Source organism: Ruegeria sp. BG9, assembly GCF_056538305.1.
In genome coordinates this window covers 26,145-38,628 of record NZ_JBQFSY010000014.1, presented here as the reverse complement: position 1 = coordinate 38,628, position 12,484 = coordinate 26,145, and the positions used below count along the sequence as shown (strand labels likewise).

The following is a 12,484-nucleotide window of genomic DNA, read 5'->3' as shown; positions in this document are numbered from 1 at the left end:
TGCGCTTCGTAATCGTGAGGACAAAGATATCGGCGCCATGATATGACTGGCTGAACCCTGTAAACTCCACGGCCGGATCGATGCCTAACACGTTCGCTTATTTGATGCTTGCGCTCTGGCCGGTTGTCATGATCGTGCTTTTCAAAAAGCTGCCGCCTGCGCGGGCGTTTTGTATCTCGATTTTGGCGGCTTACACGATTTTACCAACGGCAACATATTTTGACTTGCCGCTTGTCCCAACGCTGGACAAATACACCATTCCCAGCATTGTCGCACTATTGCTTTGCCTGACGATGGTCGACCAGAAAATAAAGCTCTTTCCTGACTCGCCTATCGTTTCGGTCTTAATGATTGGCTACATCTTCAGCCCATTTGTGACTTTTTCGAACAATCTGGAACCAATCTTCGCGGGCACCTTGTACTTCCCCGGATTGACGCTCCGAGATGCAATCTCAGAATCCCTCAAACACGTGATAACCCTGATCCCGTTTGTCTTGGGATTCAATTTGTTATCGACGCCGGACAACAAGCGAGAGTTCCTTAGACTTTATATGATGACGGGCCTGATCTATTCGATTCCGATTTTAATCGAAATCCGAATGAGCCCTCAGTTCAACAACTGGTTCTACGGCTTTTTCCCACAACTTTTCGCGCAACAAGTCAGGTTTGGCGGTTTCAGGCCCGTTGTGTTTCTTGGTCACGGTTTGGGCGTCGCCTTTCTGATTCTTATGTCGGTGCTCGCTACGGCTGCTCTTTTGCGCGGATCACTAGGACAAGACAGGGGAAATAAGTTCGCAATTCTAGCCTACCTGTCTCTTATCTTAGTACTGTGCAAAACCGTAGGAGCGGTTTTGTTCGCTGTTTTGTTTGCTCCCATCATCCTGTTCGCGCGCCCTAAGGCGCAGCGATGGGTCATGATGGTATGCGCGGTATTCGTGCTGACATACCCAGTCCTGCGCGCCGCAGATGCAATACCGGTTGAACGTTTGCTCAGCTATGCGGGCATGATCCAAGCCGAGCGGGCGCAATCCTTGGGCTTCAGGTTTGAGAACGAAGAACAACTGCTAGCACGCGCCTCGGAAAAACCTCTGACAGGCTGGGGCTATTGGAACCGGAACCGGAACTATGACCCCGAAACCGGGCGAATTCTGACAGTTCCTGATGGCTACTGGGTTCTTATCATCGGTGTTCTAGGTTGGTTCGGTTACATCTGTATTTTCGGGCTATTGACCTTTCCCCTGCTTCGGTTGTGGGCGCGACGAAAGGAGTGCACCGGTTCAGCGGATGAGTTTGTGACGCATGGCGTCGCAATCATGCTGAGCATCAACTTGCTAGAACTGATCCCCAATGCCACTATCAACAACCTCACCTGGCTTATGGCCGGACTTTTAATGGCAAAAATTACCGAAACCGTTCAGGAAAAAAATATCCAACCCACAGAGACCCGCCCAGAATTGGCCACCGGTCAACACCCTAAACATGTGCGCAAGCCCCGTGGTGAGCAAAAAAACAGCACAGCCGAATATCCTGAGTTTCATCGCAGGAAAAGACATCCACGAACTTCGCAGAGTTAACGATTCAGCACCTTTGCCGGAACACCAGCAACTGTTGAACCTGACGCGACATCCCGGGTCACAACACTGTTCGCCCCTACCGTTACATCATCGCCGATTTTAAGTGGACCGATGATTTTCGCGCCTGCCCCCAGATCCACATGTCCGCCAAGCTCAACCGTTGAAACCAGCGTGACTTGGTGAAAAATCATACAGTTTGGCCCAATGCGGGCAGTTGGGTGGATAATAATACCGGTCGGGTGCGGCAAGCGCAGGCCACCTTCGATATGGGTGTTCAGGTGGATTTCGGACTGTGTGATCACCGACCAGAACCTGTGAACCACAGTCCAATATTTGCTAAAAAGCGAGCCAAGAATCCCGCCACGTGCTTTGGCGGCCTGATACCGCCGTATCGCGCGCAGAAGTTTATAGCCTGGGTCCCAGAACTGTCGAACCTCTTCTCGCGACCAGTCCGGCACCGTGGCTGAGACGACTTGCGGCTGTTCTGTTGACTCTACCTGGAGGTTGCCTTGCATGAGCCTGACCTTTTGAACTGATGCGCATCCGTCCGGTGACACGAGGCGCGCATGTCGCTGTTCAGAAGCCTAGTCGCGCAAGACGCGGATAGACCCGGCGGTACACAACTGGTGGCAACCAGTTTTCCAATATCTCCTGCCGGCGCGATTGACGGTCGAACTGATCCTCGGTTCCCGGGCGGGGTTTGAAGATCGTCGAGTGTGCCTTGCGGCTAGGATCCCAGGTCGCCGTGTAATAATAAAGAGCGATCGACTGGCGGGGTTCACCTTTGGGATGGTTCACTTTTTCAGGATTACCGTGGAATGTGTTGGACCCAGTTGAAAAGCAGCACATGCGGTTGAACGTGGGCACGAAGCTCTTGATCTTCGTGCTCATATCATTACTCCAGATCTCGAAGGAACCACCCCATTCTTCACGCCAGTCATCGTTGAGATAGATCAACACATTCAGCCGACGTTCAACCGACATTTGTTTGTGCAGATTGAAATCTGCGTGAATATCCAGATGGCCACCGTTACTAACCCGATGGATACCTGCGCCAATATAATAGGGGTCTGGGATCAGACCCTTGATCCCGGTCATTCCCTCAAGAAACTGGATGAACGGGCGCGAGTTGAAGGCATGAAACAACTCACGCGAATAGGTCGGTAAACGTTCAGGATTGTACTGGGTTTTCAGATTCTCCTGCGCGCGCTGAAATGTGTCACTGTCTTCGTTTTCCTCAAGCGACATCAAATCCTTCTGAACTTTACGCAAGACCTCTTCAGGCAGAAAATTGTCGATGCAAATGTGATTGTAGGGCTGACCGCTCTGATATTCTTCTGCAAAGGGCGCAGCAGCCGCGCGGGCACTTTCAGTGCTGATACTCAAACGTTCGGGATCAATTTGATAGATCGCCATCTTCTTTTCCTATTTTAACAATAACGAAACTCTAATTACCGGCCAGCCGCTGCTGTTACAGAGCAAGGTAGGGATCGAAGTCTTCTACCAGAAATATGAGGGGATGCCCCCCTATTCCGCAATGTGACATATCCATCCGACACTGACAAATACATGATTTGGATCAATGACCCAGTCTCCGACCAAAAGTTTCGCATTGCGCGACAATTGAATTTACCTCTCTAGATCGCTGAAATCCCTGATTCCGCGCTGAGGAACATGGAGATAACGAACCATCTTGGACCCAATTGCGATCTGTTACCTAATTTACAGTGGTGCAACCCTATTTCTGCCAATATTACTGGGTTAATCGTTTGTGAGTTCTTGTCCGTCGACTAAGAGTTATTCCTGTTTATGCCCAGTTTGTTCATTGTTGGTACTGGTTACGTCGCGGATTTGTATCTGCGCTCACTCAGGCTCTACCCTGAAATCGAAATTGCAGGATGTTATGACCGTGACGCAAGTCGTCTGGCCGCGTTTTGTGCGCATTGGTCTTTGCCGGCAATCGACAGCCTGTCTGCTTTGATGGAGCATGGCGAACAGGGTGATGTGTTGCTGAACCTGACCAACCCGTCCTCGCATTACGAGGTTTCATCCGCAGCGCTGAAGGCCGGTTTTCACGTCTATTCTGAAAAACCACTGGCGATGCAAATGGAGCAGGCGCATGCACTGACCGAATTGGCAGAAAGCCAAAATTTGCGCTTGGCATCGGCACCCTGCAGTTTTTTGGGGGAAGCTCCGCAAACAATCTGGGCCGGGCTGCGCGCTGATTTGCTTGGACCCGTCCGGTTGATTTATGCCGAGATGGATGACGATTTCATTTCGCAGGCTCCCTACGGGAAGTGGATGTCTGAAAGTGGAGCTCCCTGGCCCGCGAAGGATGAATTTGAGACCGGATGCACGTTGGAACATGCCGGTTACTACCTTGCCTGGCTGCTACCGATGTTCGGGCCTGTCAGAACCGTTGTGGCGGCCTCGGCCGGGTTGGCTGATGTTTCGGATGTCACGACAAATGCGGCACCGGACTTTTCTGTGGGAACGTTGTTTTTCGAAAGTGGTGTGGTCGCGCGACTGACATGCTCGATCTTGGCGGTGCACAACCATGAACTCAGGATCATAGGCGACAAGGGCGTGATCGAGATGGACGAATGCTGGAACAACTCCGCCCCTGTCCGCTTGAGGAAACGGTTCAATTTGCGTCGGCGGCTAGTAAATGCGCCGGTGGCGCGGCGGCTCAAGCTCAAGGGCCCAACTCATGCCAAATTGGGTCGCAAGGGAGCCGCAACGATGAATTTTGCCCTGGGTGTGGTCGAACTGTTTGACGCCATCCTCGAAAATCGCCCGTGCCGGCTTTCCTCCGATCTGTCACTGCATATGAATGAGGTTACTCTGGCTCTGCAAAACGCTGGTGAGCACGTTGGTTCGGTCGCGATGAAAACCCGCTTTGAACCGGTGGCCCCGATGCCCTGGGCCAAAAGTCTGGCACGCTAAACCATGTACGATATTTCGGTCATTATTCCTGCCAATAACGAGGAAGCCTACATCGGCAACTGTCTCGAGGCCGTTTTGGCGCAAGTGACTGAACAGGCAGCTGAAGTGATCGTATCGGCAAACGCCTGCACCGACGCAACGGCCGAAATCGCCATCAGCTATAGCCAACGTTTCGCTGACCGTGGCTGGCCTCTAATTGTACTGGATTCGGAAATCGGTGGAAAGCCGGGGGCGCTGAATAGAGCAGATGAAGTCGCGACCGGGGACATCAAAGTCTATCTTGATGCTGATGTCGTCATGTCTCCGCAGCTTCTGGACGAATTGGCGAAAGTGCTCAATCGTCCCGATCCCGCCTATGCCAGCGGAGCGCTGACCGTGACCCGAGCCAAAAGCTGGATAACCCGCGCCTATGGGCGTATTTGGACCCGCCTTCCATTCATGACAAACGGCGTGCCAGGGGCCGGTCTGTTTGCCGTCAACGCTGCGGGCCGCAAGCGTTGGGACCAGTTTCCTCAGATAATCTCCGACGACACCTTTGTGCGATTGCAGTTCACACCGAAAGAACGCTTGCCAGCGGAGGCGCCTTATTGTTGGCCCCTGGTTGAGGGGTTTTCCGCGTTGGTGCGTGTGCGAAGGCGACAGGATGCGGGTGTGTCCGAACTTGCTCGGCTTTATCCCGGCATTTTGGACCGCGAGGGCAAGGACCGGTTGACAACGGGCTATCTGGCGCGTCTCGCCCTGACTGACCCGGTCGGCTTCGGGGTCTATGTTGCAGTCAGCCTTGCGGTGCGCCATCGGAACAGTGGCGAATGGAGCCGGGGCCGATGAAACCAAAGCAAGCCCTTTCGCAAGCTTGGGACGTAATCATCATCGGCGCTGGCATGGGCGGCGGGCTGGCAGGACGTCGCCTAACCGAGCGCGGCCTGTCGGTTCTGTTTCTGGAAAAAGGCGTGGCCGGCTATCGCAATGAACGCCAATCCTATTCTGATGGTGGCGATCCACTTGCCCGGCGGTTGCGCGGTTACTGGCCCAAACCGGTAGAGGCGCATGACGGTTCGAAAGTCTCACATTATTTCGCTCCGCTAGGCAGTGGAGTTGGTGGATCTTCCGTCTTTTACGCTGCGGCGCTCGAGCGACCGGAACCACACGATCTGGACGCAATGCCCGGCTTGGACCACCCCACCGGTGGATGGCCTGTCGGGTTCCAGTCCTTTCTACCTTATTTCGATCAGGCAGAAGACATCCTTTATGTGCGCGGTGGCGTTGATCCCTTGTCGTCTGTCCCGTCTGTCAAACTGCATCCAGCACCCGAATTCACCACCGAAGAACAGGCGATGATCGAAGATTTTCGCGAGCGTGGGATGCACCCCTATTATTCGCACATTGCCCGGAAGGCCCTTGAGGGGTGCACCAATTGTCTTGCGGGCAAATGCCCGCGCGCCTGCAAGATGGACGGCCGTTCGGCCGGAGTCGAACCCGCTCTTGCCAGCGGCCACGCGGCCTTGATCACGGAATGCGATGTTGAAGAGTTGTGCGAAGATCAACCCGGTCAGATCACCAGTGTACGCGTTCGTCATGAAGGTGAAAGCTATATACTGAGGGCTCGCACTTATGTTCTGGCCGCCGGTTCCTTTGGCTCGCCCACGCTCTTGTTGCGCTCGACCGGACGCGATGCGGCGGGATGCGCCAATTCAAGTGATTGGGTCGGACGCGGCTTGATGTTTCACATCGATAACTTCTTTGCCGTCTGGCCCCGGCACGGCGCAAAACCCATCGGCAACAGCCGGGCTGTGTCCACCCGAGATTTTTATGTAGTGAATGGCGAGCGTAACGGTCTGGTTCAATCTATGGGCTATGAAGCAAATTACGGCACTATCCTGCGGTTTTTGCTGATGCAATATGAACGCTCCCGCTTTGCCAAATACAAGAAATTGCGCCGTCTTTTGAACTTCCCCGCCTTGCTGGCGGAAAAACTGTTCGGAAATGCGGATGTCTTTGTTGCCCAGATGGAGGACTTTCCGGTTCGCGAAAATCGCGTGATACTGAACGCCAAAGACCCCGAGGTTTTCACTTTCGAATACAAGGTCGCGCGGGATGTGTTTACGCGACAGGTCGGTCTACGCCGCGCCATCCGTCGGGCGGTTGGCTGGTGGCGGATGATGTTTCTGTCGATCAAGCCCATCGTCAATGTTGGTCATCCGCTTGGCACGTTGCGCTTTGGAAGTGATCCCGCAACATCGGTGCTAGACCCCGATTGCAAGGCCCATGACCTTCAAAACCTCTATATAACGGATGGGTCGTTCATGCCGACATCCATGGGAGTAAATCCCAGCCTGACAATCGCCGCGAATGCCTTGAGAGTGGCGGACATCATCGCAGACCGGGCCGAGCAGGCAAAACAAAAAACGGAGGCTACATGACAGATACAAGCGACCGTATTCGCGAAGGTATTGCCGTTGTCACTGGCGCAGGTGCGGGGCTGGGCCGCGAGCTGAGCCGAAGGCTTGTTGCCGAAGGCGTCCGCGTTGCTGGGATCGGGCGCAACCCTGACCCCTTGTCCGATCTTGCGGCCGAATTGGGCGAAGCGTTCATGCCGGTCACCGCAGATGTCGCGGACCCAGAAGCCGTTGCGTATGCGTTCAAGGACATTGAGGCCGCTGCGGGGATTCCCACAATCCTGATCAACAACGCCGCCGTTTATCCTCGCCGGGACCTTCTGGACGAAACACCGGAAAGCTTCATGCAATCGGTGAACATTAATCTCGGCGGTGTATTCTACTGCTGCCATGCAGTCCTGCCTGGAATGGTCGAGCGCGGATACGGGCGTATCGTCAACCTCAGCACCTTTGCACATATCGCACCTGCCCCAACAGCGGCGGCTTATTCTGTGACCAAAGGGGCAGCACAGACTTTGACAAAGTCTCTCGTGGCCGATCTTTCGGATCGCTTCCCCGATATCGTCATCAACGACTGGATTCCCGGAGCACTTAAAACGCGAATGGGCATTCCCGACGGGATCGAACCGGCAGACGCGGCCAAATGGGGTGTTAGGCTCGCCCTGTGGCACGATCCCATGCTCACTGGACGACTGTTTGACCGGGATATCGAATTCCTCGAACCGATTTCATTGAAACGAAAAATTTTGAACAAGGTCACAGGCAAAAAGCGCGTCCCCTTGCGCTTGTCATGACCTCTAATTGAACGGCTGCATTCGCGGACCGTTGGAAAGGGATTAGAATGCGCATCGGACTAGTCACGCCCTCTTGGCCTGCCAGCGTTGCTGCAAATGGCATCGCCACCGCCGTTGCGCATATTGCTGATGGCCTGAAACATCACGGCCATCAGATCACGGTAATCCCCCACGCGGGTGCGGTCCATGATGACCCGGATGTGGTCAATCTGCCCGAGCCGCGCGCGTGGACATGGTCCGAGAAACTGATTGGCCGATTTGGCCGCAATACCGCCTCGATCCCCATTCGGGCCGAGCAGATCGCGCAGGCCGTGAATCAGGCCATAAAGACACGCGGAATCGAAGCCCTGATCATGGAAGAAACCAACGGCATCGCTGGCATGGTACAAAAGCATGTGCCAATCCCTGTGATCGTTACTCTGCACGGACCCATTGAGCTGTACACCGACTTCCTGCCGGAAAAACCGGACGGATACGTTATTGGAACCCGGGTCAAACGTGAAGCTGAAACGTTTCGAACCTGTAGAGGAATTACCTCGCCCTCAAAAGCCGTGATGGACCAGATGATCGCGCGCTATGGTGAGCCTGCCTGTCCCACCGCAATTGTCCCCAACCCAATGCCAATGGCCGCCCCAATCCCAGAAAAGGTGGTCCGCGAGACGATCCGCAATATCCTTTTCATCGGCCGCTATGACTCGATCAAGGGCGGGGATACAGTACTAGAGGCATTTCAACAGATCGCCGAACAGGACCCAAACGTTCGGCTGACCTTTGTTGGATCAGACCCCGGTGTCCCCCTGCCCGGGCAGGTGCTGCAGCACATGGATCAGGCCTTGTTGGCCTATCCCGAGGTCATTCGAAACCGTATCGACTATCGAGGGCAGTTGGACCGGGACGCGATCGACACCCTGCGGATGCAACACGGCATAACGCTCATTGCCTCTCGGTATGAGAACTTCCCCTACGCTGCACTTGAGGCATTGTCCTGCGGTGCGCCAACGGTGGCGACGGCGGTCGGCGGCGTTCCCGAGATAGTTGAGGACGAGATATCTGGCCTGTTGGTGCCTTCCGGTGATCCCGAGGCTATGGCAAAAGCCTGTCTTCGCCTGATCTCAGACCCGGATCTAGCCGTTCGGCTAGGCGCCAATGGCCGAACCGAAGTTGTGGACCGGTTCCAGCCTGAAACAATCGCGAAACACGTCGAGGCCCTTGTCCAAAAAGTTTTGAACAAAGCGTAACCCGCGTTCAGGTCAAAGCCTGCACAGCCCAGGCCATACCCCAACCCACCAACGCGCCCGCTGGAACCAATGGGATCAACCTGATCTCATGCAGGAGTGACACCCAGTTTTCGCGTCCACCCTTGATGAGCAACAGGGTGATCTCGGGGATGCGGTGCAAGGCAACCACGAACAGCGCTGCGGTGATCGAGTTAAAGCCCCAAATCGCAACCGACAGACCGATCCAAACGGTCGCGGCGCTGACAAGGCTCAGCATCGTCATTTCCCGGAACCGGCGCTGCGCGCTATATGCCTCGCGCAACAGGCCCGGTCCGATCAAAATTAATCCAATGGCGAGGATCTGGATCATACCGGCCACATCAGCGTATCGGTCATCGTAGAGAATACGCACAAGTGTCGGCGCAAACGTCATTAACGCACCGGCACCGAACATCGCCAGACCGTCAAAAAGAATGCGATAACGGTAATACCGACGACGCAACGCCTCAGCCGCATTGTCCTTCTGCAAGGCGGTAAAAACCTGCAGCCCCATCTGCGCGTGGATGGAATTCAAAAAGGTCTGAACCATATCCACGATCTGACGGGCGATGTAGTAAAATCCGAAAGAACTGGCGGACATGGCAAAGCCAAGAACAAAACGATCCGCCATAGTCATCACTGCCGTCAGGGCGGAATGGCCCATAATCCACTTGCCGCGATCTATGATCACGCGAAGGTCTTTCCTGTTCCAGCGCATCCGCATCGCCGGGCCTTTAAACATTATGTAGCTGAGCGAAACCGTGATCAGAGCATTCGCGAAGTTGCCAAGGACCAAGGCCCAAATGTTTTTTAGCCAAAAGGCAAAGGCAATGGTCAGTACGGTTGTGCAAACCACAGTAATCAGCATGGCAATGCTGACCTCGCGGAATTTCATCTCGCGCTCATAGACAAACTTTGCGGGCGAAGCGAATCCGTTGATGATCGAAAACCCGCCAATCGCGGCTATCGCGTATGGCAGTATCGGGTCGCCATAGCTGGATTCGATATCAAACAGCTGTGCATCTTGGCCCCACGCGACACAAAAACCCAGAAGGACGCACACCAGAAGGATTAGAACCCCACGCAAAATTTGTGCAGTCCAGCATGAACGCAGGAACCCATCATCCAACTCGCCTTCGCGAGTCAGGATAAGCGACCTAACCCCAAGATCGGAAAACATCTCAAGCACAAAGATAAAGGTCATCACTACCGCGAAGACCCCAAAAATCTCTGGCGTCAATATGCGCGTCAGAATAACGGTCGAAACGATCCGCGCCAGCACCTGCATAGCGAACACCATCGTTGACAGCGCTGCTGAGGCCAGAATCTTGTGCCTCAGACTTTCGCGGTCGTGCAACAGCCCGGATATGCGCTGGCTAATGAACTTCATTCCGAAACCCGCAGCACGCTAGAACCCGAACAGGTTGGCATCAGTGATGCCTTTGCGGACAAAGGCATCGCGGTCCGACTCGGGAGCCCAGCCCAACACCTCTTTGGTGTGCTCATTGCTGAAAGGTGACAGATGCCCCCGCGATTTCCAGTCGCTGTAAGACTGATTTTTCAGATCGCGCAGACCCACCACATATCGCTTGAGAAGGTATTTGACGCTGCCGGACAGATAGAAGGTCCAGAACGCCCCTTTCTTGACCTCGATCCGCGCGCCCAAGGCCTGATGGATCGCGTCAAAATAGTCTCGCGCGCTCATCATTGGCTCGCCGATAAGGTTGAACGACTGACCCACGGCCTCGTCCTTGTCGATCATCGCGATCAACGCGTCTGAGATGTCGTCGATCAGCACGAACGGTAGGATGTTGTGCCCATCACCCCAGATCCGCACAGCACCGGCCCCGTGCCAGCGCCCAATACCCCAATGTTGCAGCGGCCCGCCTTCGCCGATCACAATTCCGGGGCGCGCGATCACCAGCGGCAACCCTTGCGTTCTGTGCATCTCCAAAAGCCGCTTTTCGCACTCAGCTTTTGACCGGGCATAGAGGTTGCGGTCGCTCATATCGTCACCAAAGCTGGTCTGTTCGGTGATTGTTTTTGCCGGATCGGACATGTCATAGGACGCAATGGTCCCGGTATAAATCAGCCTTTTGACACCGACCTCCTGCGCCGCTTCGGCCACACGAACGGCCACACCGACATCGTTTTCCAGACATCCCTCCCATGTGCTATCCAGCGACTTGGCAAGGTTGTAGACAACTTCGATCCCATCCATCGCGGCGACCAAGCCATCTTTGTCGCGCAAAGAAACCGCAACAGTTTCAACCTGATCCGCAATGTCTTCAAAAGGTCCGTGGCGACCCCGGCTAAGCACCCGCACCTGACGGCCGGTTTTTACCAACGCACGTGTCAGATGCCGTCCGATGAAACCGGTGCCGCCTATCACCATGACAGTGGGTTTCAAAGGAACTGATGGAACAACCGGGTCTGGGAGAGCGGTATATTCATCAGGGATCAATGCCGCAGTTTTCTCGATAGCCCCGATGACGGTACCGGCGGCCTCAGCCGAAAACCGGGCATCCACCGGTGTTTTGGACCGGATCGCTTCGTAGAACCGATCAAACGCTCCTATAAAGCTCAGCGCGTATGGGGATTTTCGGTTCAGCGAACTCAGTTGCTTGGCACCATTGACTATGCCTTCGCGCAGATGCTGACCTGCTAGACCCATTTGCTGACGAAATGGATTGATGACAATGTCCGATGTGTTCTCGCGCCGGATGTTCAATGTGTCGCTAGCATAGTCAAGCCGCGCCATCGCCGAAGACCCATGCACCACAACCGACCGGTCGTCCATAGTCTCGACCAATTCCAGATTGATCGTCAGATCGACATGCCCGGCCCGCGCTTGGATTTGCAGGCTTTGCGGCCGTACCTGACCGCCTTGCAAAGCCACTGGCTTTCCGACCTGCAACCGAAAATCCTGAAGCTCACCAAATAGATCAACCGCAAAAGCATAGAGGTGCGGGCCTAGTTCGAACAACAAATTTCGTGTTTCTTGCAGCATCCAAAGGCCATAAGGGCCGGATCGCAAAGGGGCTAAGGGAAAACGCCAGTTGAACTCGGCACTGTTGATGCGGCCCAGCGCGCCCGATCTACAGGTTTGTTTCAATCTCTCATACGAAGGCACGCCCAGGAAGTTATGACAGACGGCGGCCACACGCCCGGCCTCCTCGGCTGCCGACGCAACCACCTGGCAATCGGCTTGTGACAACGCAAAGGGTTTTTCGACCATAACGTGAAACCCCAGCTCAAGGCAGCGCTGCGCCAAACCAGCGTGGATATGCGGTGGGGTCAGGATATGGACCGCGTCACAAACATCGGCAGCGGCCATCTCCTCAATCGAAGTGAACGACTGCAAACCATAGGTGCCTGCGAAATCTGATGCCGCGCTGGGTGAGACATCACAGATCGCTGTGAGGGCAATACCTTTGCAGGCCCGCAATGCATTTGCGTGCCAGGTTGCGATATATCCGGCCCCGATCAGGCCGACACGAATTTGGTTAAGAGACATA

Annotated in this window: 10 protein-coding genes; 6 read left to right on the top strand and 4 right to left on the bottom strand. The window is 54.8% G+C overall.

All coding sequences use genetic code 11. From position 1 onward, the window contains the following. Positions 1-80: 80 nt before the first annotated feature. A complete protein-coding gene (locus ACR0I8_RS21070) occupies positions 81-1,574 on the top strand; it encodes an O-antigen ligase family protein (RefSeq protein ID WP_170692493.1) in 1,494 nt (497 codons plus the stop codon). On the opposite strand, the gene ACR0I8_RS21065 is transcribed toward ACR0I8_RS21070, so the two are convergent. Both ACR0I8_RS21065 and ACR0I8_RS21060 read right to left on the bottom strand, forming a co-directional pair. Further along, positions 1,571-2,131, bottom strand: a complete 561-nt coding sequence (locus tag ACR0I8_RS21065) for a serine O-acetyltransferase (RefSeq protein WP_425084693.1) — start codon at positions 2,129-2,131, stop codon at positions 1,571-1,573. The genes ACR0I8_RS21070 and ACR0I8_RS21065 overlap by 4 nt on opposite strands. 19 nt (positions 2,132-2,150) lie before the next feature. Beyond that, the gene (locus tag ACR0I8_RS21060) at positions 2,151-2,990 is read right to left on the bottom strand and encodes a 2OG-Fe(II) oxygenase (RefSeq protein WP_170380734.1); all 840 of its coding nucleotides are present in this window, start codon (positions 2,988-2,990) and stop codon (positions 2,151-2,153) included. Positions 2,991-3,383: 393 nt separating this feature from the next. Between ACR0I8_RS21060 and ACR0I8_RS21055 the strand changes: the two genes are divergently transcribed. Genes ACR0I8_RS21055 through ACR0I8_RS21035 form a run of 5 tightly spaced genes read left to right on the top strand, consistent with a single transcriptional unit; the run spans position 3,384 to position 8,948 of the window. After that, positions 3,384-4,520 (top strand): Gfo/Idh/MocA family protein, encoded by a 1,137-nt coding sequence (locus ACR0I8_RS21055; protein ID WP_170380732.1) that lies wholly within the window; start codon positions 3,384-3,386, stop codon positions 4,518-4,520. Positions 4,521-4,523: 3 nt separating this feature from the next. Continuing rightward, the gene (locus ACR0I8_RS21050; RefSeq protein ID WP_170692499.1) at positions 4,524-5,348 is read left to right on the top strand and encodes a glycosyltransferase family 2 protein; all 825 of its coding nucleotides are present in this window, start codon (positions 4,524-4,526) and stop codon (positions 5,346-5,348) included. Beyond that, on the top strand, positions 5,345-6,940 hold the full coding sequence (locus ACR0I8_RS21045; protein ID WP_170692502.1) for a GMC family oxidoreductase: 1,596 nt from the start codon (positions 5,345-5,347) through the stop codon (positions 6,938-6,940). The genes ACR0I8_RS21050 and ACR0I8_RS21045 overlap by 4 nt, the downstream gene beginning before the upstream one ends. Further along, a complete protein-coding gene (locus tag ACR0I8_RS21040) occupies positions 6,937-7,710 on the top strand; it encodes an SDR family oxidoreductase (protein ID WP_170692505.1) in 774 nt (257 codons plus the stop codon). The genes ACR0I8_RS21045 and ACR0I8_RS21040 overlap by 4 nt, the downstream gene beginning before the upstream one ends. A gap of 47 nt (positions 7,711-7,757) precedes the next feature. After that, entirely contained in the window at positions 7,758-8,948 is a 1,191-nt protein-coding gene (locus ACR0I8_RS21035; protein WP_170692508.1) for a glycosyltransferase family 4 protein, read from the top strand. Positions 8,949-8,955: 7 nt separating this feature from the next. Here the strand turns inward: ACR0I8_RS21035 and ACR0I8_RS21030 are convergent, their stop codons facing one another. Then, positions 8,956-10,356 (bottom strand): oligosaccharide flippase family protein, encoded by a 1,401-nt coding sequence (locus ACR0I8_RS21030; RefSeq protein WP_170692511.1) that lies wholly within the window; start codon positions 10,354-10,356, stop codon positions 8,956-8,958. Between the two features lie 18 nt (positions 10,357-10,374). Then, the gene (locus ACR0I8_RS21025; RefSeq protein ID WP_170692514.1) at positions 10,375-12,483 is read right to left on the bottom strand and encodes an NAD-dependent epimerase/dehydratase family protein; all 2,109 of its coding nucleotides are present in this window, start codon (positions 12,481-12,483) and stop codon (positions 10,375-10,377) included. Position 12,484 lies beyond the last annotated feature (1 nt).

Bases quoted from the DNA above. Each gene is read 5' to 3' on its own strand.
- ACR0I8_RS21070 (WP_170692493.1), top strand. From the start codon at position 81: ATGCCTAACACGTTCGCTTATTTGATGCTTGCGCTCTGGCCGGTTGTC.
- ACR0I8_RS21045 (WP_170692502.1), top strand. From the start codon at position 5,345: ATGAAACCAAAGCAAGCCCTTTCGCAAGCTTGGGACGTAATCATCATC.
- ACR0I8_RS21060 (WP_170380734.1), bottom strand. From the start codon at position 2,990: ATGGCGATCTATCAAATTGATCCCGAACGTTTGAGTATCAGCACTGAA.
- ACR0I8_RS21050 (WP_170692499.1), top strand. From the start codon at position 4,524: ATGTACGATATTTCGGTCATTATTCCTGCCAATAACGAGGAAGCCTAC.
- ACR0I8_RS21025 (WP_170692514.1), bottom strand. From the start codon at position 12,483: ATGTCTCTTAACCAAATTCGTGTCGGCCTGATCGGGGCCGGATATATC.
- ACR0I8_RS21030 (WP_170692511.1), bottom strand. From the start codon at position 10,356: ATGAAGTTCATTAGCCAGCGCATATCCGGGCTGTTGCACGACCGCGAA.
- ACR0I8_RS21040 (WP_170692505.1), top strand. From the start codon at position 6,937: ATGACAGATACAAGCGACCGTATTCGCGAAGGTATTGCCGTTGTCACT.
- ACR0I8_RS21055 (WP_170380732.1), top strand. From the start codon at position 3,384: ATGCCCAGTTTGTTCATTGTTGGTACTGGTTACGTCGCGGATTTGTAT.
- ACR0I8_RS21035 (WP_170692508.1), top strand. From the start codon at position 7,758: ATGCGCATCGGACTAGTCACGCCCTCTTGGCCTGCCAGCGTTGCTGCA.